Below are 25,109 nucleotides of genomic sequence, written 5' to 3' on the forward strand. Positions count from 1 at the left end.
CGCACAGGATAGGAATTGGCGATGACTGCGCTTTTGGAAATTCGCGACCTTCGCGCCGAGATCGGCGGGCGGAAAATCCTCAACGGGCTCGACCTCACCGTCAATACGGGGGAGATCCACGCCATCATGGGTCCGAACGGCGCTGGCAAATCCACGCTGTCCTATGTGCTGGCCGGCAAGCCAGGGTACGAGATCACCGGCGGGCAAGTGCTGTTCAACGGCGAAGATCTGTTCGAGATGTCCCCGGATGAGCGCGCCGCCAAAGGCGTATTTCTCGCATTCCAATATCCGCTGGAAATTCCCGGCGTCGCGACGCTCACCTTCCTGCGTGCGGCACTGAACGCTCAGCGCAAGAAGCGCGGAGAAGAGGAGCTGTCCTCCCCCGACCTGCTGAAGCGCGTGCGCGAGTTGGCGAAAAAGCTCGGTATTGATCCGGAAATGCTGCGCCGGCCGCTCAATGTCGGCTTTTCCGGCGGCGAGAAGAAGCGCAACGAGACCTTGCAGATGGCGCTTCTGGAGCCGCGCCTGTGCGTCCTCGACGAGACCGATTCCGGCCTCGACATTGACGCGCTGAAAGTGGTGGCCAATGGCGTGAACCAGCTGCGCTCGGCCGAGCGGGGCATGATCGTCATCACCCATTACCAGCGGCTGCTGGACTATATCGTGCCCGATGTCGTGCATGTCCTCGCCGCGGGCCGCATCGTCGAGACGGGGGGCAAGGAGCTCGCCCTGCAGCTCGAAGCGACCGGCTATGCGCAATATCAGAACGAGGCGGCGTGACGGTCATGAACGCAGGGATCGCCGCCATCAAGACTGAGGCCGAGACCGGCCTTGCCGACACCTATGCGGCCGCGCGGCAGGACCTGCCGGGCGGACCTGCCGTGGCCGCAGCGCGCGCCGCGGCCTTCAATGTGTTCACGCTCGGCGGGTTGCCACACCGCCGCCTGGAGGCGTGGAAATATACCGACCTGCGCCGGTTGATGAAGGATGCCAAGCCGCTCGCGGGCACGCCCGATGCCGCTGCCCTGGCCGCCGCAAAGGTGGCCGGGCAATGGCTTTGCGACCTCGGCGCGCGACGCCTTGTGGTGGTGAACGGCACGTTCGCGCCCGCCCTGTCCGATCTCGCTGATCTTGAGGAGGGCGTGACGATCCGTGCCCTGGCGCCGGCGCTGGCGGGGGATGAGCCGCTTCTGGCGGCCGATCTCGGTCCGCTGCTTCCCCATAATGAGCCGGCGCTTGCGTTGAACACAGCGTTCGCCGGGGACGGCGTTATCATCGAGATTGCCGCAGGGGTGCAGGTAAAGCGTCCGATCCATCTGCTGTTCGTGACCGCTGGCGATGTGCCATCTGCGATCTTCACCCGATCGGCGGCGGTGATCGGGGCCGGTGCCAGCGTGTGCCTGATCGAGAGCCATGAAGGACCGGAAGGGCTGGACTATCAGGTCAATGCCGCGCTCCAGCTCCAGCTCGGCGACGACGCACGCCTCGATCATGTCAAGACCGTGGGTGAAGGCGGCGCAGCGCTTCATGTCGGCACCTTGCTCGCCGATATCGGGGCGCGGGCGCGGTTCAACGCATTCGGCTTCATCGTCGGCGGCTCGGTGGTGCGCAACCAGATGTTCGTGCGCCTTTCGGGAGCGGATACGGTGGCGGAGGTCTCGGGGGTGAGCCTGCTTGCTGGCCGGCAACATGCCGACACGACCCTCTCCATCGAGCACGCCGCACCCGGCAGCCAGAGCCGGGAGACCTTCAAGGCGGTGGTGGACGATGCGGCGCACGCGGTGTTCCAAGGCAAGATCGCGGTGCGGCAGCAGGCCCAGAAGACCGATGCGCGCATGATGTCACGCGCGCTTCTGCTTTCGGAGGAGGCGGAAGTCTTCAGCAAGCCGGAGCTTGAGATTTTCGCTGACGACGTCCAGTGCGGCCACGGGGCCACCACCGGCACGCTCGACGATCAGCTGAAATTCTACCTGATGGCCCGCGGCATCCCCGCCAAGGAGGCCGAGGCGCTGCTCATTCAAGCCTTCGTCGGCGAAGTCATTGACACCGTCGCGGATGAAAGCCTGCGCGATGCGTTGAGCGCCGCGACGCTCGCGTGGCTCGGCGAGCGGGGTTGAAGTGATGCATCCGGCCGTCAGCAATGGAAGCTATGATGTGAACCGCATCCGCGAGGATTTCCCCATCCTCGACATGCAGGTTTACGGCAAGCCACTGGTATATCTCGACAACGGCGCATCGGCCCAGAAGCCGAAGGCGGTTCTGGAGCGGATGAACCAAGCCTATACATCGGAGTACAGCAATGTGCACCGGGGTCTGCATTATCTCGCCAATGCGGCGACCGATGGATATGAGGGCGCGCGCGAGCGGGTTGCGGCGTTCCTGAACGCCGAGCGCACGGAAGAGATCATCTTCACCCGGGGCGCGACGGAAGCCGTAAATCTCGTAGCCCAGACCTATGGGCGCGCCAACATCGGCCCCGGCGACGAGATTGTGCTCTCGATCATGGAGCATCACGCCAATATCGTGCCCTGGCATTTCCTGCGCGAGCGGCAGGGCGCGGTGATCAAATGGGCGCCGGTGGATGACGAGGGAAATTTCCTCCTGGATGAGTTCGAGAAGCTTCTGAGCGATCGCACCAAAATCGTCGCGATCACGCAGATGTCGAACGTGCTCGGCACCGTGGTCCCAGTGAAGGAAGTGGTGCGCATCGCCCATGCGCGCGGCATTCCAGTTCTGGTGGATGGCGCACAGGCGAGCGTCCACATGGACGTGGATGTCCGCGACCTGGATTGCGATTTCTATGTCATCACCGGCCATAAGCTTTATGGGCCGACAGGGATTGGTGCGCTCTATGGCAAGCATGCGCTTCTCTCGCAGATGCCGCCCTTCAATGGCGGCGGCGAGATGATCCGCGAGGTTTCCCGCGACGCGGTCACGTACGGCGCGCCTCCGCATCGCTTCGAGGCGGGGACGCCGGCAATCGTCCAGGCAATCGGCCTTGGCGCCGCGCTGGATTATATCCGCTCCATCGGCAAGGATCGGATCCACGCTCACGAGACGTCTCTGGTGGCGTATGCTCACGAAAAACTAAGTGAAATCAATTCTTTGCGAATTATCGGCAATGCGGTGGGAAAGGGCGCCATCGTGTCCTTCGCCATGGAGAATGCCCATGCCCACGATGTGGCGACGGTGATCGACCGGGCGGGCATTGCAGTGCGCGCCGGCACCCATTGCGCGATGCCGCTGCTCGAGCGCTTTGGCGTCTCGGCCACCTGCCGTGCATCGTTCGGGCTGTACAATACCCACCAAGAGGTGGAAGAACTCGCCCGGGCGTTGACCAAGGCGGGCGAATTCTTCGCGTGATTTCAGCCTAGCCCGCGAGGCGCCTGGCGACAGGCGCTGGAAGGATGGAAAAAGGCCAGCAATGCGCTGGCCTTTTCTCGTTCAGGTTCGGTGAAGACGTAGCGCCCCAGCCAGCGCGCGCCGCCGCAGAAAGCCTGCCCCGCGTCGTGCCCCGCCTGGGGGCGCAGCGGTGCGACACGGGGCTGCGGACCTACCGGCCGGAGCCGTCCCGCCCGGTATCCTCGATGAGGCGCCGCAAGGCCAGTTCGCGTATTTCGCTCACCGGGTCATCGACAAGTGCCGCGAGATGGGAGCGGCCGATGCGCTCGGCCACTGCAAATCGCACACGCAGGTCGGTGTCTTTCATCAGCACGGTGAGGCGTTCGGGCGACAGCCGCTCGGCCACCACCAGGCGTACCAGCGGATCCGGATCGCCGGCCATGGTCACGAGATGGGGCAGGGCGATGCGGCGGGCGATTTCGCGGCGCACTTCCGGCTCGCTGTCGTAGAGCGCCATCACAAGCGACGCCGGCGGCACCCTGCGGGCAGCGGTGAGGCGGACCGCATAATTCTCGTCCGCAAGCATAGCAATCAGATCGTTGCCCTCCAGGCGCTGCGTGACCGCCATGCGGACGCGTGCGTCAGCATCCTTGCGCATGTCCCGGATCCGGGACAGGGGAAGGCGATAGGCCACCATGATCCGCACGTCGGGTTCGGGATCCTCGCGCAGCGGGGCGAGCAGGAACAGGCTGGCATGTTTCGCCGCGAGCGTGCGCACCTCGAAATAGGGATGGTCGAGATAGCGGGCGGCAAGATGGGGGTTTCGCGCAAAAAACCGATCTATTCGCTTGCCGCGGCGGTCGGCGACGCAGATCTTGCCGAGGTCGCATCGCCCCTCCGCATGAATGTCTTCATGCGGACAATCCTGGCAGCGCACGGGACGGCCCTGCCAGTCCATGGCCTCGAACGGTTCGACGGGGTGGGCTGGCGCTTCCCCGATCATGGCGCGCCAGCCCTGGCGGCCCCGCAGCCGCGTTGCGCGCCGGGCCACTGGAAGCGCTGGCCGGATGCCGGCGGTGCGATGGAGGCGCCGGGATGCATCAGAACCGCTTGATGTCGATGCCGTGCTTGCGCAGGGCATAGCCGATCTGGCGCGGTGTCAGATTGAGGATGCGGGCGGCTTTCGCCTGCACCCAGCCGGAGCGTTCCATGGCCTGGAGCAACTGCTCCTTTTCGCTCTGGCGCGGCGGCACCGCCGGGCAAGCCTCCGTGCCGGGACAGGTCGCGGGCGGCGCCGCCTCTGCGGCGGGCGTAGCGCTGGCTGGCGGCGCCGGCTGCAATTGGGTCAGCGTCTGCACCGGGGCGATGGGCAGCGGCTTGGGCGCACTGCCCTTCCACAGCATGGCGGAGAGGCATTGCCCGGTGTCGCAGGCGAAGTCGTGGGGCGTGATCACATCATCATGGGCGAGGGTTGCGGTACGCCGGACGCAATTTTCCAATTCGCGCACGTTTCCGGGAAAATAGCAGCGTCGCAGAACCTCAAGGGCCGGCGGAGACAGGCTCAGGCCCTGCTTGTTTTCCTTATTGAAGCGATCGAGGAAATTCTTGGCCAGCTTGGGGATGTCGCCCGGCCGCTCGCGCAGCGGCGGCAGGATCAGCGGCACCACGTGGATGCGGTAATAGAGATCCGCCCGGAATTCGCCCTTGGAGACGGCCTCCTCCAGATTCTTGTTGGTGGCGCAGACCAGCCGCACATCCACCTTCAAGGTCTTGTTGCCGCCGACCCGCTCGAATTCCCCTTCCTGGAGCACGCGCAGAAGCTTGGCCTGGAACGCGGGGGAAATCTCGCCGATCTCGTCGAGGAACAGCGTGCCGCCGTGGGCCATTTCGAAGCGGCCCTGGCGCATGTTCAACGCGCCGGTGAAGGCACCCTTCTCATGCCCGAAAAGTTCGGATTCCAGCACGGTCTCCGGCAGGGCCGCGCAGTTTACCTTCACGAACGGCTTCGCCTTGCGGGGCGAAAGCTCATGGATCGCACGGGCGAACAATTCCTTGCCGGTTCCGCTTTCGCCGCGCAGCAGCACGGTGGAATTGGAGCGCGCCACCACCTGGGCAGTCGCGATCAGGCGCTTCACCAGCGGACTATCGCCGACGATGCCCATCGGACCCGCGTCGGCGACGCTGGTGTCGGAAAGCTCGTCCGGCTGGGTCTTTTCTTCCTTCAGCGCTTTTTCCAGGCGATGGGTCTGGGCGATGAGGCGGTCACGGTCGCCGGCCACCAGAGTGTGCAGGCGCACCGCTTGCCCGACGAGATTGGCCACCATGGTGAGAAAACGCACATCCTCGTCGAAGCGGAAGCGCGCGGAGCCGTCCCATACCCGGTCGATGGAGAGCGTGCCCATCACCTGCGTATCGGCCTTGATGGGAACGCCGATGAAGGAAACGGTTGTATTGTCTGACGGTGCGAAGAGATCCTCGTGCCCCACGAACATGGGATCGGCGGAGACATCCTGCACCACCAGCGGCGTCTGGGTCGCGACGATCTGGTCGATGGCCTTCTGGGGCACACGCGCACGGATCTGGCCCGCGATCTGCGGCATCCAGCCGGTGGTCGCGACCATGTCCGGCTCGCCGGCGGAATCAAGAATGACGATCATGCCGTGCCGCATCTGCAGCATCGAGGACAGCACGTTCACCACATTGGCGAGCGTGACTTCCATCCGGCGCGGCGCGGTAAGGATCTTCGAAATTTCGTAGATGCCGATCAACGCGACTTCCGGCGACGTGCCCCGGGTCGGATGCGCGTGCGGCACCCCGGGCGCAATGCCGGAGCTTGGGTTCGACATGGCTAGCAAGGCTTCCCCGTTAGCGTTGCTGGACGCTCGAGGCACACGAATCTGAAAGACGTCGGACATGGACGTACTCCCCGCCGCAAGCGGCTCGCGAGAGGTTCGCCCTCCTGTCGGTGCTTCCCTGCGCCACCATCTTTTCGATGTGGCTGCAATTTTTTATAGAACTTTCAGGAAACACCCGGGGGTGATCGCAAGCTTTGATCCAGATCAAAAAAGTGTGCTCATTGACACAGCGACACGAAAGTCATTCCGCCGCCGCAGGCAGGTGCGCCGCTGCGGCTTCCTGGGCCACGGCCGCCGAAGCGACAATGGCGGCGATCCGCACCGCGGTCTGGATCTGCGCCTCGCTGATTCCCGCGTCGCGCAGAACTTTTTCGTGGGAATCGATGCACCGCCCGCACCCGTTCATGGCCGAAACGGCGAGCGACCAGAGCTCGAAATCCGCCTTGTCCACGCCGGGGCTGCCAATCACGCTCATGCGCAGCTTTGCCGGCAGGGTTTCATAGGCCTTGTTCGAAGCCAGATGCGTAAAGCGATAATAAACGTTGTTCATCGCCATAATGGAGGCGGCAGCCTTGGCGGCATCCATCGCGGCGGGAGAGAGGTGGGGCGCAGCTTCCGCCTCCAGCGCCTGGGCCACCGTCGCGTTGCGCGTGGTCAGGCCGCAAGCCACCAGCAGCCCGTAGAGCTGCTGGGACGAGATGGACTCCTCGCGCGTGAGCGAGGACAGGTTGAGCTTCACGTCCTTCGCGAAGTCGGGAAGCTGGGCTTTGAGCGCCTCGATGCTCATGGGGTCACGCAACCTTCAGCACGTCGCCGCCGACTTCGCGATTGCAGGGGCACAATTCGTCGGTCTGGAGCGCGTCCAGCACCCGCAGCGTATCCTTGGGATTGCGACCCACGTTGAGGTTGGTGGCATAGACGTGCTGGATCACGTTGTCCGGATCCACGACGAAAGTGTAGCGATAGGCCACCCCGTCGGGCGAACGCACGCCAAGCCCGTCCACAAGCGAGCCGTTGGTGTCGGCAAACGACCAGATGGGCAGGCGGTTCAGATCCTTGTGATCGCGCCGCCAGGCAAGCTTCACGAACTCATTGTCCGTCGAGCCGCCGAGCACGACCGCGTCCCGGTCCGCGAATTCTCCGGAAAGGCGGGCGAATTCAGCAATTTCGGTCGGGCAGACGAAGGTGAAATCCTTCGGATAGAAGAAAATGATCTTCCATTTGCCGGGAAAGCTCGCCTCGGTCAGAGGCTCGAAAGCGGGCTGGCCGTTCTCTTCATGGAAGTTGAACCCAGGCTTCACGCCGGTGACAGTGAAGGCGGGAAGGGTGCTGCCGATACCGAGCATGTCAGTCTCCAAAGTCGCCCAAGGGGCGCGTGCTGTGACGTATGGAGAGATTCTAGCAAGCCATGTGCCATCGGTGTTGCAGTGCGAAATGCTTCTGATTCCAATGAGCCGGTTTGCGACAGCCATGGCCTGTCCGGTTTGCGACACGACATTGCCTCGACGCGATGTCGGCCTATGTCGCAAAACCCACCGCTGACCCGGATGGCCCCGGCCGGCCGCTGCGAGCCCTTGCAAATGCAGCGGATCGGCCAGCGCACCGCGCGGACGCAGACGCGACCCATATTTCGGCGTGCCGCGAGGGCGACTTGGCACGAATGTCGCTACACGCGGTGCGACACGTTCTCGTGGGGCAATATTGAGATGCGCAGCGAAACCGAATTCACCCCGTCCGGGCGTGCGCCAGTGGCCGTGGTGCTCGGCACCAATGATGTGGCCTCGGCGGTGGCGCACCGGATGTTTCATGCTGGGTACGGGGTCGTGCTGTCGCGCGATCCTTCCCTGCCGGTCCTGCGCCGAAGCATGGCTTTTGACGATGCGTTGGTGACCGGCTTTTCGGAGCTGGAAGGCCTGCCCGCCCGGCCCGCGGATACTCTGGTGGAAGTGCTGCGCGGTTTCACCGAGCGCCACGCGGTCATGGTGACGTCTTTGGAGATGGGCGAGTTGCTGTGCCTCGGCCTCATCGACGTGTTGGTGGATGCGCGCATGCGCATGCGGAATTTGAAGGTGGATATTCGCCCCTTCGCCCGGGTCAGTGTCGGGCTCGGACCCGGCTTTACCGCCGGGCGCCACGTGGATGTGGCGGTGGAGACGGCCCCCGAAGCCATCGGTATTCTGCGCGATGGATCCACGCTGGCGCCCCATGGTCGCTCTACGCCATTGGCTGGGGCCGGCCGGGAGCGTTTCGCCCGGGCGCCCGCATCGGGCCTCTGGATGACACGCGCGGCGATCGGTGATCGCGTGCGCCGCGACGAGGTGATCGGCACCTGCGACAGAACTCCGATCGTGGCTCCGCTTGCCGGGCATCTGCGTGGCCTCGTGCGCAGTGGCATTGCGGTGCCGGCCGATCTCAAGCTCGCGGAAGTTGACCCGCGTCTTGAGGGAGAGCCAAGCTGGCTGGGAATTGCCGAGCGCCCGCGCCGGATCGCGGAAGCGACCCTGGATGCGATCCGCACGGTTGAAAACATGGCCACCGGCGCCGTCGGCGGCATCGCTCATTGACCTTTTCCGCCGCTCTCCCGCGGGCGGGCGGCCCCGGGAGGATTTCGACATGGATCTCGGCTGGTTGCCGGAGCGGCTTGACGCGCTCTTGGCGGAAGACGTCCCCCATGGGGATCTGACAACGCATCTCCTCGGCATCGGCGGCGCCGTTGCGCGCATGCAGTTTCAGATGCGGGCGGCGGCTGTCGCCTGTGGTGTCGAGACGGCGGCCGCGCTGATCGTGCGTGCCGGCGCGCAGGCCGAGGTCCTGGCGCCCTCCGGTTCGCGTGTGGAGGCGGGCGCGGTGCTGCTGCGGGCGCAGGGAAGCGCCGGCGCAATCCATCGTGCCTGGAAGGTTTCCCAAACCCTCGTGGAATATTTGTCGGGCATCGCCACCGCCACCGCCGCCATTGTCGATGCGGCACGCGCGGTCGCGCCCGGCATCTCCGTCGTCACGACCCGGAAAACCCTTCCGGGAGCCAAGGCGCCGATGATCGTCGCGATCCGCGCCGGAGGAGCCGAGCCCCATCGGCTCGGCCTGTCGGAAACGCTGCTGGTGTTTCCCGAGCACCGGGTGTTCCTCGGCGATCCCGCATCCACGATCGCGCGCCTGCGGCAGGCCGCACCGGAAAAGAAGGTTGTGGTCGAGGTCGCGTCGCTGGATGAAGCCGCAGCCATGGCGTCGATCGCCGATGTTCTCCAGTGTGAGAAGATGACGCCGCAGGACATCGCGTCCGTGGTGCAGATGGTGGCGGCTTCCGGCGTGCGGACGCTGGTGGCGGCCGCGGGTGGTGTGAATGCCACGAACGCTGCCGCTTATGCCCGGGCGGGCGCGCATATTCTGGTGACGTCCGCTCCCTATTGGGCTGCACCCGCTGATGTGAAGGTCACGCTTGGGCCCGCCTGAGGCCGGATGGGCCGGCGGCGCGTTTTTTCCTCAAAGCGATCGACGGTAGCTGTGTGGGAGAGGCGCGACAGGTTCTGTCGCGAACCTGCCGAACGCGTCGTCCCTCCGACGGAGGACGAGTGCACGGCTTCCCGAAAATGCCGAAGAAGAGTGCAAATTCAGGTGCTTAATTCAGTGGCACATCGCTTGCTTTAAGTTTTGGTTACAGTCTCAATCCAGTGGATAGCCGAGACACACCATGCTCGCTAAGACCTCTAAATCCGACAACATCCCCCAAGGCCGGCCCGGCTCCACAAACGCCCCCGGCTCGCATGAAAACGGGCGCTTCCGCGACGTTTTCCTCAACGACACCACCCTGAGGGATGGCGAGCAGGCGCCCGGCGTCGCATTCACCCGACGCGAGAAAATCGAGATTGCCGAGGCGCTCGCCGCCGCCGGTGTGCCGGAGATCGAAGCCGGCACGCCGGCGATGGGCGACGAGGAAATCGAGACCCTGCGGTCCATCGTGTCGCTGAAGCTGCCGACCCGGGTCATGGCCTGGTGCCGCATGAGCGAAGATGACCTTATGGCGGCGGTGGCTTCCGGGGTTGGCATCGTCAATCTTTCCGTGCCCACCTCGGATCGGCAATTGGCGGGCAAGCTGGGCAAGGACCGCGCCTGGGCGCTGGAGACGGTGACCCGCATCGTTTCGCTGGCGCGCACGCTGGGCTTCGAGGTCGCCGTGGGCGGCGAAGATGCCTCGCGCGCGGACCCCGATTTCCTCTGCCGCCTTGCGGAAACGGCCCGCGCGGCTGGTGCGTTCCGCCTGCGCCTCGCCGACACGCTCGGTGTGCTCGATCCCTTCTCCACCTATGCCCTGGTGCGCCGGGTGGCGGCGGCGAGCGACCTGGAGCTGGAATTTCATGCCCATGACGATCTCGGCCTCGCTACCGCCAACACGCTTGCGGCGGTGATGGGCGGCGCCCGCCATGCGAGCGTCACCGTTGCCGGGCTTGGCGAGCGCGCCGGTAATGCGGCGTTGGAAGAAGTCGCCATCGCATTGCGCCAGACGGCCCGCGCCGAGACCGGCATCACGCCCGCGGCCCTCGGCCCGCTGGCGGAACAGGTCTCGCTCGCGGCGCGCCGCCCGGTCCCGCGCGGCAAAGCGATCGTCGGCGCTGATGTCTTCACCCATGAATCCGGCATCCATGTCTCCGGCCTGCTGAAGGATCGCGCCACCTATGAAGCGCTGAACCCGGAATTGTTCGGGCGCGGCCATCGGGTGGTGCTGGGCAAGCATTCCGGTCTCGCGGCGGTGGAGAAGGCGCTGGCGGACGAAGGCATCACCGTGGACGTGGTGCGCGGCAGGGCGATCCTGGAACGGGTCCGGGCCTTCGCGGTGCGCACCAAGGCCACCGTGCCTTCGGAGATGCTGCTGCGTTTCTATGAGGACACATTCACCGAGGCGGCCCTGCGGCTGCGCCGGTCCACCGTCGGGAGCGCGACATGATCATGGGAACGAGCCGTCAGGAAGCCCCCGCCGCCGTCAACCGATCCGTGCCCGTGGTGCCGCGCGCGCCCGGCCTGTGGCGCCAGATCCGCGATGACATCGCCTGCGTGAAATCGCGCGATCCGGCGGCGCGCGCCACCCTCGAGATCGTGCTCACCTATCCCGGCGTGCATGCCGTGATCTGGCATCGGTGCGCGCACCGGCTCTGGCAGGGCAAGGCGAAGTTCCTGGCGCGCTTCCTCTCCTGGTTTGGCCGTCTGGTCACCAATGTCGATATTCATCCCGGCGCGCGGATCGGCGCCCGGTTCTTCATCGACCACGGCGCGGGTGTGGTGATCGGCGAGACGGCGGAAGTGGGAAATGACGTCACGCTGTATCACGGCGTCACGCTCGGAGGCACATCCTGGACCGTCGGCAAGCGTCACCCGACGTTGATGGACGGCGTCCTGGTGGGGGCCGGCGCCAAGATCCTGGGCCCGATCACGGTCGGGGTGGGAGCACGCGTCGGAGCAAATTCGGTGGTGGTGGAAGACGTGCCGCCGGGCATGACCGTGGTGGGCATTCCCGGGCGGATCGTGAAGCCCCTGTCCGAGCGCCGGCGATTGGGCGACGGGCGGATCGACCTCGAGCATCACCTGATGCCGGATCCGGTGGGAGAGGCGGTCGCCGCGCTGCTCGACCGGATCGAATTCCTGGAAATGCGGCTGAAGCACCACCAGGAGCAGGGGCATGTGGCAGGCGGGCGTGCCATGGCTGTGCCGGACGGGTGCGCCATGCCGATCGTGGCGCCGGGCACCGCAGCGCTCGAGACGCGCGCGCACGACACCCCCGTTCAGTAGTGCGGCGGCGTCGCCCTAAGGCTTGAGGGCCGCCAGCGCGGGGTCGCGCTCCATGATCAGATTCTGTTCCAGGCGCGGCGCGATGCGCCGGGCTTCCGCCACCAGCGCCGCGGTAATGGGCGTGGTCGGCTCGCGATGCGGCACCACGAGCCCGATGGAATGGGTGATGTCCGGCTCCACGATGGGGATCGAGCGGACAATCGAGGTCAGCCCGAGAGAATCCGCCAGCATTGCCGGCATGACGCTCGCCCAATGGCCGGTGCGGACATGGGTGAACAGCACGATCATGGAATTGGATTCCAGCGACGGCTTGGGCGGGCTGCCGCTAACGCTCAGCATGCCGTCGATGATGCGGCGGTTCTGCATGTCCGGCGTCAGCAGGCACAGCGGCAGGCCTGCGATCTCGGCCCAGGTCACCGCTTCGCGGTCACCATATTTGGCGTTCGGCGAGGTCACGAGGCGATAGCGCTCGCGGTAGAGCGGCACTGTGTTCACGCGGCCGAGCGGTTCGTTGTCCAGATAGGTCAGTCCCGCGTCGATCTCCAGATTTTCGAGATGGTTCAGGATCTCGATCGAGGTGCGCGAGATGATCGTGAAGCGCACATCGGGATGGCGCGCGCGGAACGGCGTGGTCAGCGCCGCCACCATCGGCAGGGCCGTGGGAATGGCGGCGATGCGCAGCGGGCCGGAGAGGCCGCGCTTCAGCGCGTCGATGTCCTGCCGCATGGCGCGCGAATCGGCCACGATGCGACGCGCCCATTCCAGGGTGCGCTCCCCCTCGGGCGTGAAGCCCATGAAGCGCGAGCCGCGCTGCACCAGGAGCACGCCGAGCGTGTCTTCCAATTGCTTGATGCCCGCCGACAGCGTCGGTTGGGTCACGCCGCAGGCTTCGCCGGCGCGGCCGAAATGGCGCTCGCGCGCCAGGGCGATCAGATATTCGAGTTTGTCGATCATGTCGCCGTTTCAACGCATAAGCTGACCTAAGGTCCCGTTCCTTCGCCCGGAATGGCGCGCGCCGCAAGCCACAAGAGCGTTGCGGCGAAGAAAGCTGGCGGATCGCCGCTCCACCCCCAGCGCTTGATCTGACGAGAGTGATGGAACTGTGTGGTTAATAAGGCGTTCCCATGGCAGCCCTCCGAGATCAGAGCGGAGGAAGGCGAGGCACCGACGGAGTTTTGCCATGTCCATGATCGCACGCGCGCTGGTCATCGTCTCGATGATGGTGACCCTGGTTTCCGCTTCCGCTTTCGTTGTCTTGCCTGAGTTGGACGCGCCCGCGCCCAAGCAGCGCTATTTCGGGCCAAGCGCCTTTGCTTCGCTCGAAGTCCCCGCTCCAGCACCCACGTCTATCGGTTGACCGGCTGCCGGCCCGAGAACGGAGGGGATGGAATGCGCACCGCGTTGAAGCTTCAGGCGGCCGCCGTCCTGCTGGTTGCAGTCGGCGCGGGGCCCGCGTCGGCGCAGAGCCCCGGCGATTTTTTCGCCGCCCTGTTCGGCGGGATCGTTCGCGCCGTACCAATTGCTCCGCCCACGATCACGGTCACACCTGGCGCAGAACCACGCCGCAGCACGGGCGGCAGCGGTGTCGCCTTCTGTGTGCGGACGTGTGACGGGCGCTATTTCCCCATGTCCGGCGTCACTTCCGGGCAGGAGGAGGGTCGCTGCGCCGCCCTTTGCCCGGCGGCAAGCACTGCCGTGTTTCGTGGCGGCAGCATCGAGCATGCGACGGACCGCGCGGGCACGTCCTATACCGATATGCCCAATGCCTTTTTGTACCGAACCAAGCTGACGGATGCCTGCACCTGCACCGGCAATGGTCCCCTCGGACTTGCCGCCGTCCCGATCGAGGAGGACACCTCCTTGCAGAAGGGTGACATCGTCATGCAGGCGGATGGGCCACGCATCTTTGCGGGCGCAAAGGGGGGCGTGCCTTATTCGCCCGCCGCGTTCGTGACGCCGGAGCGCTACCCGAGGATCACCAGCGACCTCAGGCGTCGCATCCAGGATCTGGTGGTCTCGCGCGAAGCAACGGGAAATATCATCCGCTGACTCCAAGTGCGCCCGGGGCCTAAAGCTGGCCCTCGGGATCAGCTGGCGCGCTTGCGTCTGCCGGTGCCAGCTTTCTCAACGCTGCCGGCGGGCTGCGCCTCGGCCGGGAGCGCGGGGGCGATGGTCGGTCCTCCGGCGAGGCCACTGGCTGCAGATGACGCCGACAGTGTCACCACCTGCTCGGCCAGGCCCGCAAGCGTCTTGCGCAGAAGATCGAGGTCTTCCTCGCGTTCCAGATGCGCGTCCCGCTCGGCGCGCGCCTTGGCGAGGGCGGCTTCCATCATGGAATGGTCGGCGCGCAGCATGTCGAGCGCCTGCGACAAGCGCGTCTGCTGGGCTTGAGCGGACGCGAACTCGTTCGCACGCTGCTGGGAGAGGGCTTGGAGAACGCCGCGGCTGGCATCCAGGTCTGCGGTGCTGGCGGCGAGGCGGGTTGTCAGGCTTTCGATTTCCGCCGACTGGGTCGCCAAAGTGACGGCCCGTTCTGCGGCGAGGGATTCGCTGGCGGCGAGACGGCGGCCTGTATCGGCCAGCGCCGCTTCCAGGCGCAAGCGCTCGGCTTCGGTGCTGGCAGCCGCTGCGGAGGCAGCGGCGCGTTCGGTCGCGAGGATATCGCTGGTTTCGGCCAAGGTGGCGCGGACGGCGGCGAGGTCTGTCGAGAGCTGGGTGCGTTCCGCCTGAAGCGCGGAAATGTCTGCGACACGCGCAGCGAGCTCCGTCTCCCGTGCGGCGAGGCGCGTGGCCAGATCCTCGGCGCGGGCGGTGGTCGTCGCAAGCGTGCTTCGGGTCTGTGACAGGTCCGCTTCGGTCTGCTCCAGCGTCGCGGAGGTTTGCGCGAGCTGCGTGTTGCGCTCGATCAGCGCCGTCTGCTCGGCATTGAAGCGCGCGTCCAGTTCACCGTGGGCGAGGGTCAGGGCTTCATGCGCCGCGGTCTTGGCGCTCAGCGCCTTCTCCAGCTCGACCAACTGAAGCCGTTGCTGCTCGATGGTGCGGGCATGGGTCACCACGCTTTCGCGCACCGCGTCGAGCTGGAGTTCCAGGCGCCGCTGGTTGAGCGCGAAGCCGGCGCGCTGCTGGTCCTTCTCCGCCTGAATCTCGAACATGGATATGGGCACAGCCGCTTCGATGCGGCGCGTGGTGAGGCGCACCGCCCGATGCCAAACGGCAGGCAGCACCATTAGAGCCACGAGGGTCGCCCCGAGGACGCCCAGCGCGAAATACATGATCTGCTCGATCACGCGGAACCTACGCTTTCAACTGCAACGTCCCGATACATACGACGCCGCAGCGTTTCGTGCCAGCGGGGGAGGGGCCTGCGCGATCAGAACGGATTCCAGGTGGCCTGTGGTGTGAATTTCAAATAGCCCACGTTCGCGCCGAGCCGCACGCCGACGCCGGAGCGGATGGGAACCACGACGATATTATCCGCGGTCAATGCGGTCATTCCAAAGCCCGCCACGAAATAGGCGGAGCCGGAAATCCCGCCGAAGCGGCGGAACACATCGTCCACGGTGCGCAGGTTATAGACCAGCACCATGGTGCGGGCGCCGTCGCCGCCGAAATCCCAGCCGATCGAGGGACCCTGCCAGAACACCTTGAGGTCGCCCGCGTTGCGGGTATAGAGCGTGCCCTCGCCATAGCGCAGGCCGCCGACGAACGCGCCGCCGCCTTCCTGGCCGAGGATATAGCCATTGGGCTGGCCCCACTGGCCGACCGCCTTCTCGATGGAGAGCGCGAGCCCGCGCGACACGCTGCCGAAGAAGGAGTGCCCCTTGCTCACCAATTCGTTCGTGGAATAGGGCGCCGGCTGGGAATTGGGCTGGGCGTACCGGTTCTGCGCGGCATATTGCGGCTGGGGCGCGCCGGCCGGCTGGCCCTGGACATATTGCGGGGCCGGCTGCGGCTGCTGCGCATATTGGGCCGAGGCGCCGGTCGCGAAGCCCGCGCACAGCGCGGACGCGGCGGCGAGGCGGAAAAGGGCGGATCGCAGTGCGGTCATGAAGGTCTCGCGCTGGGCTTTCAAGGATCGCCGCGAATCGGCAGCGTAGGTTCGCCGATGACTGTGACGCAGAAAAGGCGCGAGGCAAGGCGTTCGGACCTTTCTGCCTGCCGGTTTCTGCGTCATGGCATGTGCGCCGCGCCCTGGAATTGCAGGATTCTCCTCTCGACCTAGTCCAAAGCCGGCTTGTGGCCGGCCGAGGTGCGGGGTATCAGACCGCACTCGCTCCCGCGGGCATTGCCGGCTTCGCCTTCGCGGTGGGATCGGCCGGTCTCGCCGTCTACGGATCCGCCATGTCCCTTTCCGACGCCCCCGTGAAGCTTGCGGTCTCCCCTCTCGATCTTGCAGCACTGTTGTGTTCGCGGGTGTGCCACGACGTGATCAGCCCGGTGGGCGCGATCGTCAACGGCCTCGAAGTGCTTGAGGACGAGGACGCGCCCGACATGCGCGAGGTCGCGCTCGACCTGATCGCGAAGAGCGCGCGACAGGCTTCCGCGCGTCTGCAATTCACCCGGCTCGCCTTTGGCGCGGCGGGCTCGGCCGGCGCCACCATCGACCTCAGCGACGCCGACCAGGTGGTGCGCGGCATGATGGAGGATTCCCGCACCAAGATCGAATGGACCCTGCCGCGCGAGTTCCAGCCCAAGAACCGGGTGAAGCTGCTGCTCAATCTTGTATTGCTGGCCGGCACGACCATTCCGCGCGGCGGCCTGATCAAGGTGGATGCGGCGCCGGGCGGGGTGGAGAAGGGGTTCGTCATCACCACCAACGGCGTCAGCGCGCGCATCCCGCAGACGGTGCCGGCGCTGATCGCCGGCGGCATTCCCGACGGCGGGCTCGATGCCCACGCGATTCAACCCTATTACGCCGGTCTTCTGGCCCGCGATTGCGGCATTTCCGTCGATTTCGCTCTCGATGGCGAGACCGTGACGCTCAGCGCCCTGGCCGGCTGACCAGCCTGCAGGGGTCCCGCTGACGGGGTGCCGCCTACCGCCCTGCGGCGGAGCCGGCGCGGCGGTCGCCCTTGTTTTTCCGCTCCCGGGTCCCAATCTCTCCTCGCGCCGGTGGGGGCGCATGTCTGCCGGCGAAGTTGAGATGCCGCGGGCGCAGCGATGACGTCCGCACCAACGGAGCGCACAGTCCATGCCCCCTCTTGCCATGCCCCCGCATTCCATGCCCCCTCTTTCCATTCTCGACCTTGCTCCCGTGCCCGATGGCGGCACGCCGGCCGATGCGCTGGCTCGCTCGCTCGATCTGGCCCGTCACGCGGAGGCATGGGGCTACACCCGCTTCTGGCTCGCCGAACACCACAATATGATCGGCATCGCCAGTGCGGCGACCTCGGTGGTGATCGCTCACGTGGCCGGCGGCACCAAGACCATCCGGGTGGGGGCAGGGGGCATCATGCTGCCCAATCATTCGCCCCTGGTCATCGCCGAGCAATTCGGCACCCTCGCGACGCTGTTTCCCGGCCGCATCGACCTTGGGCTCGGCCGGGCGCCCGGCACCGATCAGCGCACCTGGCGCGCGCTGCATCGCGATCCCGCCGCGTCCGACCGTTTCCCGCAGGATGTTCTGGAGTTGCAAGCGCTTCTGGGACCGGCGCGGCCGGACCAGACGATCCGCGCGGTGCCCGGGACCGGCACCAACGTGCCCCTTTGGATCCTCGGCTCCAGCCTGTTCGGGGCGCAACTCGCGGGCATGCTCGGCCTGCCTTATGCGTTCGCTTCCCATTTCGCCCCGGATGCCCTGCTCCAGGCGCTGGAGGTTTACCGCGAGCGGTTCCAACCCTCGGCGCAGCTTGCGAAGCCCCACGCCATGGTTGGCGTGAATGTGATCGCCGCCGATACCGATGCGGAGGCAAAGCGGCTGTTCACCTCCGCCCAGCAGGCATTCACCAATATGTTCCGGGGGACCCGGGGACTGCTGCCACGACCGATCGACGATATCGAGACCTATTGGTCGCCGATGGAGAAGCACCAGGCGTCCGGCATGCTCGCGTGCTCGGTGGTCGGTGGTCCCGCTACGGTTCGGGCGGGGCTGGAACGGCTGCTTGAGCAGACCGGAGCCGACGAATTCATGGTCGCCGCAGCGATCCACGACCATGGGGCGCGGCTGCGCAGCTATGAAATCCTCGCTGAAGTCGGCGCCGTCGCGGCGCGCACGCCGGTGCCTGCTTGAGGGCGGGGCCGAGCTGTGGGAGGCTGACGGGCGAGCTCAACGAAGCGCATGCCTTTGAATGGAGCGGGTTATGACTGCCGATTCTTCGCCTTCCCCCTCCGATCCTGCTTCTCTTGCTTCCGCTCCCGAGACGGCGGAGACCAAGCTGACCCGCACCAAGCAGCGCTGGGCCAAGGAAGGGCGCTTCCTGACGGGGCGGATTTCCCGCCCGGAGGCGGAGCGCCTGCCGCCCGGCCAGCATCTGGTCAAAGACTGGCCGGTGCTGGATCTCGGCACGCAGCCCTTCGTCTCGCCCATGTCCTGGCGGCTGGATGTGGATGGGCTGGTGGAAAACCCGCTGTCCTGGGATTGGGCCGCCTTCCGTGCCCAGCCCCAGACCCATGAGGTCAGCGACATCCATTGCGTCACCACCTGGTCGCGCTACGACAATGGATGGGACGGGGTTTCCACCCGCGATTTGCTCGCCATGGTTGAGCCGATGCCGGAGGCACGGTTCGTGCTGCTCTACAGCTATGACGGGTACACAACCAACCTGCCGCTGGAGGATTTCGCCGCGCCGGACGCGATCCTCGCCCACAGCTGGCAGGGCGAGGCCCTCACCCGCGAGCATGGCGGCCCCATGCGGCTGGTGGTGCCGCATCTCTATTTCTGGAAGAGCGCCAAGTGGTTGAAGCGCATTGAATTTCTCCCGGCTGACACGCTCGGCTTCTGGGAGGAGCGCGGCTATCACGAGCGCGGCGACCCGTGGATGGAACAGCGCTATTCGGAGTGAGCGCGCGCGCGGCGCACCGGCCTCAGATCGGCGGCAGGTGCAGCCATCTTGAGAGCGCGGTCAGCACGATATCCACCGAAAGGGCGGCCAGCACCAGGCCCATGATGCGGCGGATCAGGTTCGCGCCTGAGCGGCCGATGAGCTTGAGCACGTAATCTCCCAGGAAAAACAGCACCGCCATCAGGCCCATGAGCAGGGCCAGCACGGAGATCGTCACCGCCTGGTGCTCCAGCATGCCGCGGTTGTTGTCGGCGAGGATCACCACGGACAGGATCGCGCCCGGCCCGGCAATGATAGGGATCGCAAGGGGATAGACCGCAAGCGAGGCGATATTCTTATCGGCATCCACGTCCAGGGTCGGCGCGGGATGGGGATCGGAAAAGATCATGCCGGTGGCGAAGATGAACAGGACGAGGCCACCGGCGATCTGGAACGACAGCACCGACACGTGCATGGCATCCAGCAACGCCCGGCCCGCTACGGCGAAAAAGACCAAAATCAGGAACGCAAAGAAGCAGCACAGAAGCGCCGTCTTGCGGCGCTGGACGGGCGGCATTTCCGCCGTCGTCGCAACGAACATGGATAGGTGGCTTACGGGTTCCAGCACAGCCCACAGAGTCACGAACTGGGTCAGGAACAGATCGTAATCTTCAAGCATGCCGCCGCCCCATGTATGAATGCGCCGAACGTGCAATAATTCGCAGGCCAACGCCACAGGTGCGTGGTCGCGTGATTTGCGCGGCCGCAGCGGGCGCAATCTTGAGGAGCATTCATGAAATGGGTTGTCTGGGTCGGTAGCGTGCGCAAGGGTTCCTACAACGCGGCGATTGCCCGCGCGCTTCACTCCCTGGCGCCCGTGGGCGTCGAGGTGGAAATACTACCTTCGGTTGCTGAACTCCCCATCTATGACGCGGACATCCAGGCGGATGGCTTCCCCGCCGCCGTCACCGCCCTCGGCGCGACGCTGAAGGCCGCCGACGGGCTGATCATCGTGACCCCGGAATATAATTATTCCGTCCCAGGCGGCCTCAAGAACGCCATCGACTGGGTGTCCCGCTTGCCCTCCAAGCCATTGAAGGAAAAGCCGGTTCTCATCCAGTCGGCGTCCATGGGTGTGTTTGGCGGGGCGCGGGCGCAATATCATCTGCGCCAGATCCTGGTGTTTCTCGACGCCTTCGTGATGAACGTGCCCGAGGTCATGGTGGGGCAGGCGCAGAACAAGGTGAACGAACAGGGTGAACTCACGGACGCAGGCACCCGCGAGTTCATCGCCGGCCAGCTCAAGGCGTTCGAGGCCTATGCCCGGCGGGTAGCGCCCTGATGTTCAGGGCGCTCAGGCGCCCTGGTATTCCGCCCAAGACATTGGCGTTTCAAACACTTTCACTGCGAACAGGGCTGGGAGCGCGGGCTTGGCACGCTCCCAGATCCACACCGCGATATGCTCGGCGGTGGGGTTCTCCAGCCCTTCGATCTCGTTCAGGCAATAATGGTCTAACCGCTTGAGAAGCGGGGCAAAAGCGGCTTCCACGTCGAAAAAGTCGACGACGAAGCCGCTGACCGGATCCACGGGCCCATCCAGCACCAGTTCCACCCGGTAGGAATGGCCGTGCATGCGGAAGCAGCGGTGCGTCTGCGGCACGTTGGGCAAGCGGTGGGCGGCTTCGAAGGTGAAGGCCTGGGTAATCTTCATGGGCGCATGCTCGGTAAAAACCTAAGGAATTCCAACCATCTTGTGGGTTTGGACGCTGAGGCGCCAGCGCGGATGGTCGAGGCAATAGGCAACCGCCGCGGCGGTATTCTCCACCCGGCGGGGACCGTCCATGGGTTGCAGGAAGAAATGGGCGAAATCCAGCTCATCCAAAGCGTCCGGTACAATTCCAGATTGTGGATAGACCAGCTTCAGCTCCTGTCCGCGTGTCACAACAAGCGGCGCGCCGGCCTTCGGGCTCACGCAGATCCAGTCGATCCCCTCCGGCGGCTCCAGCGTGCCATTGGTCTCGATCGCAATCTCAAAGCCGCGCGCATGGGCTGCGGCCACCAGATCAGAATCCAGTTGCAGCAAGGGTTCTCCGCCGGTGAACACCACATAGCGGCGCTCAGGTCCGCCGGCGCCCCACACCCGCGCCAGGGCCTCCGCCAGGGCGTCGGCATCGGCGAACCGGCCGCCGCCCTCGCCATCCATGCCAATGAAATCGGTGTCGCAGAAGCGGCAAATGGCGGTATCCCGATCCTGTTCTCGGCCCGACCACAGGTTGCAGCCGGAAAAGCGGCAGAACACCGCCGCCCGCCCCGCCTGGGCGCCCTCGCCCTGGAGGGTCTTGAACATTTCCTTCACCGCATAGGCCATGGCGCGCCTCTTAGCCCATTTTGCCGCGAAAGGGCAGATGGGCGCGGGCGGCCGACGAACGCCCGGTTTGAAGCGCTTCGCCGCGCTTCACCGCACCTTCTCGCACGGCATTCGGGAAAGTTCCGCCGATTTCCAAATGCGCCCGTGCAAACTTGCTTTGCGAAGGCGCTGCTCGCACCCTGAGGAGCCCGCCCCTAAGTAGATGGCCATGGACCCGGCCGACAGCGCCGGATCAAGACCCCAAACGGGCGGCGGGACGTCGCCTCGGGAGACGGCTATGGAACTCACCGGCATCCACCACCTCACCGCCATCACGGCGGATGCTCCGTACAATCATAATTTCTACACCAACACGCTGGGAATGCGGCTGGTGAAGAAGACCGTGAACCAGGACGACACCTCGGCCTATCACCTCTTCTATGCGGACGGGGAGGCCAACCCCGGCACGGACCTCACCTTCTTCGACTGGCCGGTGATGCCCGAAAAGCGCGGCACCAATGCGGTGGTGCGCACCGGCCTGCGGGTGCGGGACGAGGCGGCGCTCGACTATTGGGCGCAGCGCCTCGCCGATTCCGGCGTCAAGGCCGATCCCATCGCCGAGCGGGACGGGCGCGCGACGCTTGATCTTCAGGATCGCGAGGGCCAGCGCCTGAGCCTCATCGTCGATGGCGGGCGCGGTCCCGGCATCGCCTGGGACCGCAGCCCGGTGCCCGCCGCCCATCAGATCCGTGGCCTCGGCCCGATCACCCTGAGCGTGCCGGACCTTGCGCCCACCGACGCCGTGCTGACCGGCCTGATGGGCATGCGCAAGGCGCGCAGCTTCGCCGGACCGGACGGGGTGGAAACCTTCGTCTATGAGATGGGCGCCGGCGGTCCCTCGGCCGAAGTGCAGGTGCGGGTGGACAAGGGCATGGGCCGGGCGCGGCAGGGCGCGGGGGCGGTGCATCACGTGGCGTTCCGCGTGCCCACCTTCGCCGATTACGACGCCTGGTCGGCGCGCCTGCGGGAATTCGGCATGCCGTCCTCCGGCCCGGTGGATCGCTTCTATTTCCGCAGCCTCTATTTCCGCGAGCCCAACGGCATCCTGTTCGAGCTGGCCACCGACGAACCCGGCTTCACCGCCGACGAGCCTTTGGCGACGCTGGGCGAAAAGCTCTCGCTGCCGCCCTTCCTTGAGGCGCGCCGCGCCCAGATCGAGGCGGGCCTGAAGCCGCTGGCGGCGTGAGGGGACAATCTGGGCTTTAAGAACGGGCGTCGGGGGTTCCTCCGGCGCCATTTTCTTTTCGGTGGCTCGTCGTGGCCGGGCTTGCCCCGGCCATCCACGCGGCGCCGCGGGCGCAGGCGGGACAGGTTCGTGCGGGCGGCGCGGCGTGGATGCCCGGCATGGGGCCGGGCATGACGAGTGGTAGGAAACGGCGCGCAGCAGTAGGGCGGGGCGGCGCACCCTGGAATCCGGCTTCTCCCCCCGTGGATCACGGGGACGATCGCACCCGCGCCCTGTCGCGCGGCGCCTCGTGCGCTATCCTGGGCGGCCATCCTTGCGAGTCGTTTGTCCATGGCCATCCGCCGCCTGCCTCCCGTCCTGATCGACCGCATCGCCGCCGGCGAGGTGGTGGAGCGGCCGGCTGCGGCGGTGAAGGAGATTGTCGAGAACGCGCTCGATGCCGGCGCCCGCGCCATCGAGGTGGTGATCGACGGCGGCGGCCGCAGGCTCATCCGCGTCACCGACGACGGCGGCGGCATGGGGCCGGACGAGCTCTCGCTCGCCATCGAGCGGCACGCCACCTCCAAGCTGCCGACGGAAGACCTGCTCTCCATTTCGACCCTCGGCTTTCGGGGCGAGGCGCTGCCCTCCATCGGCGCGGTGGCACGGCTCGCCATCACCAGCCGGCCGGCGGGCGCGGCCCATGCCTATGAAATCCGCGTGGAGGGCGGCGTGGTCGCCCCGCCGCGCCCCGCCGCGCTCAATGGCGGCACGCGGGTGGAGGTGCGCGACCTGTTCTTCGCCACCCCGGCGCGGTTGAAATTCCTGAAATCCGACCGGGCGGAAACCGCCGCCGCGCTCGACGTGGTGCGCCGCCTCGCGCTCGCCCGGCCGGAGGTGGCCTTCACCTTGGTCGCCGAGGAGCGCGGCCCGCTCACCTATCCCGCCCGCACGGCGGACGATGCCGGCCGGGCGCTGCGCATCGCCGACGTGCTGGGGGCCGAGGCGGGGCATAATGTGATCCCCGTGCGGGGCGAGCGGGGCGGGGCGGTGCTGGAGGGGCTGGCGGGCCTGCCCACCTTTTCCAAGGCCAATTCGCTCTCCCAATATGTGTTCGTGAACGGTCGCCCGGTGCGCGACAAGCTGCTGATGGGCGCGATCCGTGGTGCCTATGCGGACCTGCTGCCGTCCGATCGCCACCCGCTGCTGGCCTTGTTCATCACGCTCGACCCGCGCGAGGTGGATGTGAACGTCCACCCCGCCAAGACCGAGGTGCGGTTTCGCGACGGCGGCAACATCCGCGCGCTCATCGTGCGCACGCTCACCGATGCACTCGCTTTGCGGGCACCCCGCACCGCTGGCAGCATGGCCGACCGGCTGGTGGCCTTCGCGCGTCCGCAGGAGCAGGCGTTCGCCATGCCTTTGCGGACGGGAACGGGCACGCTGGCCTCCGGGCCGGCCTGGACGCCGCGCTTCGTCGAGCCGCGCCCTTCGCCCGCCGCACCCTATGATTGGCGGACCTCGCCGGCGCGGCCTGTCGGGGACGATGGGTTTTCCGAAAGCGGGGAGGGCGCCGGATCGCTCCCGGGCCTGCAAGGCCTGCTGGACGTGGGCGCGCCGACCGCCGATTCCCGCCCCGCCGCGACGCCGGTGGATGGGGCGGATCTCGACAAGCCGCTCGGCGCCGCGCGGGCGCAATTGCACGAGACTTATATCGTCGCCCAGACCCGCGATGGCGTGATCCTGGTGGACCAGCACGCCGCCCACGAGCGGCTGGTCTATGAGAAGCTCAAGGCCGCGCTCGCCCGCGACGGGGTGGCCCGCCAGGGGCTGCTGGTGCCCGTGGTGGTGGATCTGGAGAGCGCCGAAGCGGACCGGCTGATTGAGCGGGCGGAGGATCTTTCCGCCCTCGGGCTGGTGGTGGAAAGTTTCGGCCCCGGCGCCGTGCTGGTGCGCGAGGTTCCCGCTTTGCTGAAGGACAGCGACGTCACGCGCCTGGTGCGCGACCTCGCCGAGCATGCGGCGGAATGGGACGATGCTTTGCCGCTGGAACGCCGCCTGCTGCATGTGGCCGCCACCATGGCCTGCCACGGCTCGGTGCGGGCGGGGCGCCGATTGAAGGTGGAGGAGATGAACGCTCTTCTCCGCGACATGGAATCGACCCCTAATGCGGGGGAGTGCAATCACGGCCGGCCGACCTTCGTCAGCCTGTCGTTGAAGGACATGGAAAAATTGTTCGCGCGGCGGTGAGGACCTACCAGGGCTAGTGCGGTCCATTCTCCCTCCCCCCTTGCGGGGGAGGGTTGGGGAGGGGGTCTCGGGCCGAAAACCCCAGCGCTGGGAGGGCGGAAAGATACCCCCCTCCCAAGCCCTCCCCCGCAAGGGGGGAGGGTGAAACCCCGTGCGGGGAGTGCAATCACGGCCGGCCGACCTTCGTCAGCCTGTCGTTGAAGGACATGGAAAAATTGTTCGCCCGGCGGTGAGGACCTACCAGGGCTAGTGGGGTCCATTCTCCCTCCCCCCTTGTGGGGAGGGTCGGGAGGGGGTATCGGGCCGAAAACCCCAGCGCTGGGAGGGCGGAA

Annotated in this window: 25 protein-coding genes; 15 read left to right on the forward strand and 10 right to left on the reverse strand. The window is 66.3% G+C overall.

Annotation, left to right across the window (positions count from 1 at the left end):
• Positions 1–21 precede the first annotated feature (21 nt).
• From sufC to V5F78_RS05370, 3 genes are read left to right on the forward strand one after another with little or no spacing between them, the layout of a single operon-like run.
• The gene (gene sufC / locus V5F78_RS05360) at positions 22–780 is read left to right on the forward strand and encodes a Fe-S cluster assembly ATPase SufC (RefSeq protein ID WP_394065973.1); all 759 of its coding nucleotides are present in this window, start codon (positions 22–24) and stop codon (positions 778–780) included.
• Between the two features lie 5 nt (positions 781–785).
• Positions 786–2,117, forward strand: coding sequence for a Fe-S cluster assembly protein SufD (sufD, locus tag V5F78_RS05365; RefSeq protein WP_394065972.1), 1,332 nt, complete (start codon positions 786–788; stop codon positions 2,115–2,117).
• Between the two features lie 4 nt (positions 2,118–2,121).
• The gene (locus tag V5F78_RS05370) at positions 2,122–3,363 is read left to right on the forward strand and encodes a cysteine desulfurase (protein WP_394065971.1); all 1,242 of its coding nucleotides are present in this window, start codon (positions 2,122–2,124) and stop codon (positions 3,361–3,363) included.
• 190 nt (positions 3,364–3,553) lie between these two features.
• On the opposite strand, the gene V5F78_RS05375 is transcribed toward V5F78_RS05370, so the two are convergent.
• The 4 genes from V5F78_RS05375 to V5F78_RS05390 all read right to left on the reverse strand — a co-directional run bounded on the left by V5F78_RS05375 (position 3,554) and on the right by V5F78_RS05390 (position 7,543).
• On the reverse strand, positions 3,554–4,345 hold the full coding sequence (locus tag V5F78_RS05375; RefSeq protein ID WP_394065970.1) for a 4Fe4S-binding leucine-rich repeat protein: 792 nt from the start codon (positions 4,343–4,345) through the stop codon (positions 3,554–3,556).
• A gap of 97 nt (positions 4,346–4,442) precedes the next feature.
• Positions 4,443–6,188: a nif-specific transcriptional activator NifA gene (nifA, locus tag V5F78_RS05380; protein WP_394065969.1), complete on the reverse strand. Its 1,746-nt coding sequence runs from the start codon at positions 6,186–6,188 to the stop codon at positions 4,443–4,445.
• Between the two features lie 250 nt (positions 6,189–6,438).
• Entirely contained in the window at positions 6,439–6,984 is a 546-nt protein-coding gene (ahpD, locus tag V5F78_RS05385) for an alkylhydroperoxidase, AhpD family (protein WP_394065968.1), read from the reverse strand.
• Positions 6,985–6,988: 4 nt separating this feature from the next.
• Positions 6,989–7,543, reverse strand: a complete 555-nt coding sequence (locus V5F78_RS05390; RefSeq protein ID WP_394065967.1) for a peroxiredoxin — start codon at positions 7,541–7,543, stop codon at positions 6,989–6,991.
• Positions 7,544–7,903: 360 nt separating this feature from the next.
• Here V5F78_RS05390 and V5F78_RS05395 point away from each other — a divergent pair, with 360 nt between their 5' ends.
• The 4 genes from V5F78_RS05395 (at position 7,904) to cysE (ending at position 11,975) form a co-directional block, all read left to right on the forward strand.
• Positions 7,904–8,761 (forward strand): hypothetical protein, encoded by an 858-nt coding sequence (locus tag V5F78_RS05395; RefSeq protein WP_394065966.1) that lies wholly within the window; start codon positions 7,904–7,906, stop codon positions 8,759–8,761.
• A 49-nt stretch (positions 8,762–8,810) separates the two neighbouring features.
• Positions 8,811–9,647 (forward strand): ModD protein, encoded by an 837-nt coding sequence (gene modD / locus V5F78_RS05400; protein ID WP_394065965.1) that lies wholly within the window; start codon positions 8,811–8,813, stop codon positions 9,645–9,647.
• A gap of 238 nt (positions 9,648–9,885) precedes the next feature.
• The gene (gene nifV / locus V5F78_RS05405; RefSeq protein ID WP_394065964.1) at positions 9,886–11,136 is read left to right on the forward strand and encodes a homocitrate synthase; all 1,251 of its coding nucleotides are present in this window, start codon (positions 9,886–9,888) and stop codon (positions 11,134–11,136) included.
• Between the two features lie 2 nt (positions 11,137–11,138).
• Positions 11,139–11,975, forward strand: a complete 837-nt coding sequence (gene cysE / locus V5F78_RS05410) for a serine O-acetyltransferase (RefSeq protein ID WP_394066864.1) — start codon at positions 11,139–11,141, stop codon at positions 11,973–11,975.
• A gap of 15 nt (positions 11,976–11,990) precedes the next feature.
• Here the strand turns inward: cysE and V5F78_RS05415 are convergent, their stop codons facing one another.
• Positions 11,991–12,929 carry a LysR family transcriptional regulator gene (locus V5F78_RS05415; protein WP_394065963.1) on the reverse strand — a complete coding sequence of 313 codons (939 nt, stop codon included), beginning with the start codon at positions 12,927–12,929 and terminating at the stop codon, positions 11,991–11,993.
• 226 nt (positions 12,930–13,155) lie between these two features.
• Between V5F78_RS05415 and V5F78_RS05420 the strand changes: the two genes are divergently transcribed.
• Together V5F78_RS05420 and V5F78_RS05425 are read left to right on the forward strand one after the other, a co-directional pair.
• Entirely contained in the window at positions 13,156–13,332 is a 177-nt protein-coding gene (locus V5F78_RS05420; protein WP_394065962.1) for a hypothetical protein, read from the forward strand.
• 32 nt (positions 13,333–13,364) lie between these two features.
• The gene (locus tag V5F78_RS05425) at positions 13,365–14,024 is read left to right on the forward strand and encodes a DUF2865 domain-containing protein (protein ID WP_394065961.1); all 660 of its coding nucleotides are present in this window, start codon (positions 13,365–13,367) and stop codon (positions 14,022–14,024) included.
• 38 nt (positions 14,025–14,062) lie between these two features.
• Here the strand turns inward: V5F78_RS05425 and V5F78_RS05430 are convergent, their stop codons facing one another.
• A complete protein-coding gene (locus V5F78_RS05430; RefSeq protein WP_394065960.1) occupies positions 14,063–15,262 on the reverse strand; it encodes a coiled-coil domain-containing protein in 1,200 nt (399 codons plus the stop codon).
• Between the two features lie 83 nt (positions 15,263–15,345).
• On the reverse strand, positions 15,346–16,023 hold the full coding sequence (locus V5F78_RS05435; protein WP_394065959.1) for a DUF1134 domain-containing protein: 678 nt from the start codon (positions 16,021–16,023) through the stop codon (positions 15,346–15,348).
• Positions 16,024–16,316: 293 nt separating this feature from the next.
• Between V5F78_RS05435 and chpT the strand changes: the two genes are divergently transcribed.
• The 3 genes from chpT to V5F78_RS05450 all read left to right on the forward strand — a co-directional run bounded on the left by chpT (position 16,317) and on the right by V5F78_RS05450 (position 18,976).
• Entirely contained in the window at positions 16,317–16,976 is a 660-nt protein-coding gene (gene chpT, locus V5F78_RS05440) for a histidine phosphotransferase ChpT (RefSeq protein ID WP_394065958.1), read from the forward strand.
• A 220-nt stretch (positions 16,977–17,196) separates the two neighbouring features.
• Positions 17,197–18,204 (forward strand): LLM class flavin-dependent oxidoreductase, encoded by a 1,008-nt coding sequence (locus V5F78_RS05445; protein WP_394066862.1) that lies wholly within the window; start codon positions 17,197–17,199, stop codon positions 18,202–18,204.
• A 70-nt stretch (positions 18,205–18,274) separates the two neighbouring features.
• Positions 18,275–18,976 carry a sulfite oxidase-like oxidoreductase gene (locus V5F78_RS05450; protein WP_394065957.1) on the forward strand — a complete coding sequence of 234 codons (702 nt, stop codon included), beginning with the start codon at positions 18,275–18,277 and terminating at the stop codon, positions 18,974–18,976.
• A 22-nt stretch (positions 18,977–18,998) separates the two neighbouring features.
• Here V5F78_RS05450 and V5F78_RS05455 read toward each other — a convergent pair whose 3' ends face one another.
• Entirely contained in the window at positions 18,999–19,634 is a 636-nt protein-coding gene (locus V5F78_RS05455) for a MarC family protein (protein ID WP_394065956.1), read from the reverse strand.
• 114 nt (positions 19,635–19,748) lie between these two features.
• Between V5F78_RS05455 and V5F78_RS05460 the strand changes: the two genes are divergently transcribed.
• On the forward strand, positions 19,749–20,297 hold the full coding sequence (locus V5F78_RS05460; protein WP_394065955.1) for an NADPH-dependent FMN reductase: 549 nt from the start codon (positions 19,749–19,751) through the stop codon (positions 20,295–20,297).
• Between the two features lie 12 nt (positions 20,298–20,309).
• Here V5F78_RS05460 and queD read toward each other — a convergent pair whose 3' ends face one another.
• Both queD and queE read right to left on the reverse strand, forming a co-directional pair.
• Entirely contained in the window at positions 20,310–20,666 is a 357-nt protein-coding gene (queD, locus tag V5F78_RS05465) for a 6-carboxytetrahydropterin synthase QueD (RefSeq protein WP_394065954.1), read from the reverse strand.
• Positions 20,667–20,687: 21 nt separating this feature from the next.
• Complete coding sequence (gene queE, locus V5F78_RS05470) at positions 20,688–21,323, reverse strand: 7-carboxy-7-deazaguanine synthase (protein WP_394065953.1); 636 nt, start codon at positions 21,321–21,323, stop codon at positions 20,688–20,690.
• Between the two features lie 277 nt (positions 21,324–21,600).
• Here queE and V5F78_RS05475 point away from each other — a divergent pair, with 277 nt between their 5' ends.
• A complete protein-coding gene (locus V5F78_RS05475) occupies positions 21,601–22,548 on the forward strand; it encodes a ring-cleaving dioxygenase (RefSeq protein ID WP_394065952.1) in 948 nt (315 codons plus the stop codon).
• Positions 22,549–22,878: 330 nt separating this feature from the next.
• On the forward strand, positions 22,879–24,777 hold the full coding sequence (gene mutL, locus V5F78_RS05480) for a DNA mismatch repair endonuclease MutL (protein ID WP_394065951.1): 1,899 nt from the start codon (positions 22,879–22,881) through the stop codon (positions 24,775–24,777).
• Positions 24,778–25,109 lie beyond the last annotated feature (332 nt).

The sequence above is a fragment of the Roseixanthobacter glucoisosaccharinicivorans genome (assembly GCF_043195095.2).
Lineage (GTDB): Bacteria > Pseudomonadota > Alphaproteobacteria > Rhizobiales > Xanthobacteraceae > NCEH01.

Excerpts from the sequence above, each read along its gene's own strand:
- modD (WP_394065965.1), top strand. The coding sequence starts at position 8,811 with ATGGATCTCGGCTGGTTGCCGGAGCGGCTTGACGCGCTCTTGGCGGAA.
- V5F78_RS05475 (WP_394065952.1), top strand. The coding sequence starts at position 21,601 with ATGGAACTCACCGGCATCCACCACCTCACCGCCATCACGGCGGATGCT.
- sufC (WP_394065973.1), top strand. The coding sequence starts at position 22 with ATGACTGCGCTTTTGGAAATTCGCGACCTTCGCGCCGAGATCGGCGGG.
- queD (WP_394065954.1), bottom strand. The coding sequence starts at position 20,666 with ATGAAGATTACCCAGGCCTTCACCTTCGAAGCCGCCCACCGCTTGCCC.
- V5F78_RS05450 (WP_394065957.1), top strand. The coding sequence starts at position 18,275 with ATGACTGCCGATTCTTCGCCTTCCCCCTCCGATCCTGCTTCTCTTGCT.
- V5F78_RS05435 (WP_394065959.1), bottom strand. The coding sequence starts at position 16,023 with ATGACCGCACTGCGATCCGCCCTTTTCCGCCTCGCCGCCGCGTCCGCG.
- mutL (WP_394065951.1), top strand. The coding sequence starts at position 22,879 with ATGGCCATCCGCCGCCTGCCTCCCGTCCTGATCGACCGCATCGCCGCC.
- chpT (WP_394065958.1), top strand. The coding sequence starts at position 16,317 with ATGTCCCTTTCCGACGCCCCCGTGAAGCTTGCGGTCTCCCCTCTCGAT.
- queE (WP_394065953.1), bottom strand. The coding sequence starts at position 21,323 with ATGGCCTATGCGGTGAAGGAAATGTTCAAGACCCTCCAGGGCGAGGGC.
- V5F78_RS05445 (WP_394066862.1), top strand. The coding sequence starts at position 17,197 with ATGCCCCCTCTTTCCATTCTCGACCTTGCTCCCGTGCCCGATGGCGGC.
- V5F78_RS05455 (WP_394065956.1), bottom strand. The coding sequence starts at position 19,634 with ATGCTTGAAGATTACGATCTGTTCCTGACCCAGTTCGTGACTCTGTGG.
- V5F78_RS05425 (WP_394065961.1), top strand. The coding sequence starts at position 13,365 with ATGCGCACCGCGTTGAAGCTTCAGGCGGCCGCCGTCCTGCTGGTTGCA.
- nifA (WP_394065969.1), bottom strand. The coding sequence starts at position 6,188 with ATGTCGAACCCAAGCTCCGGCATTGCGCCCGGGGTGCCGCACGCGCAT.
- V5F78_RS05370 (WP_394065971.1), top strand. The coding sequence starts at position 2,122 with ATGCATCCGGCCGTCAGCAATGGAAGCTATGATGTGAACCGCATCCGC.
- ahpD (WP_394065968.1), bottom strand. The coding sequence starts at position 6,984 with ATGAGCATCGAGGCGCTCAAAGCCCAGCTTCCCGACTTCGCGAAGGAC.
- V5F78_RS05395 (WP_394065966.1), top strand. The coding sequence starts at position 7,904 with ATGCGCAGCGAAACCGAATTCACCCCGTCCGGGCGTGCGCCAGTGGCC.
- V5F78_RS05415 (WP_394065963.1), bottom strand. The coding sequence starts at position 12,929 with ATGATCGACAAACTCGAATATCTGATCGCCCTGGCGCGCGAGCGCCAT.
- V5F78_RS05390 (WP_394065967.1), bottom strand. The coding sequence starts at position 7,543 with ATGCTCGGTATCGGCAGCACCCTTCCCGCCTTCACTGTCACCGGCGTG.
- V5F78_RS05420 (WP_394065962.1), top strand. The coding sequence starts at position 13,156 with ATGTCCATGATCGCACGCGCGCTGGTCATCGTCTCGATGATGGTGACC.
- nifV (WP_394065964.1), top strand. The coding sequence starts at position 9,886 with ATGCTCGCTAAGACCTCTAAATCCGACAACATCCCCCAAGGCCGGCCC.
- cysE (WP_394066864.1), top strand. The coding sequence starts at position 11,139 with ATGGGAACGAGCCGTCAGGAAGCCCCCGCCGCCGTCAACCGATCCGTG.
- V5F78_RS05375 (WP_394065970.1), bottom strand. The coding sequence starts at position 4,345 with ATGATCGGGGAAGCGCCAGCCCACCCCGTCGAACCGTTCGAGGCCATG.
- V5F78_RS05460 (WP_394065955.1), top strand. The coding sequence starts at position 19,749 with ATGAAATGGGTTGTCTGGGTCGGTAGCGTGCGCAAGGGTTCCTACAAC.
- sufD (WP_394065972.1), top strand. The coding sequence starts at position 786 with ATGAACGCAGGGATCGCCGCCATCAAGACTGAGGCCGAGACCGGCCTT.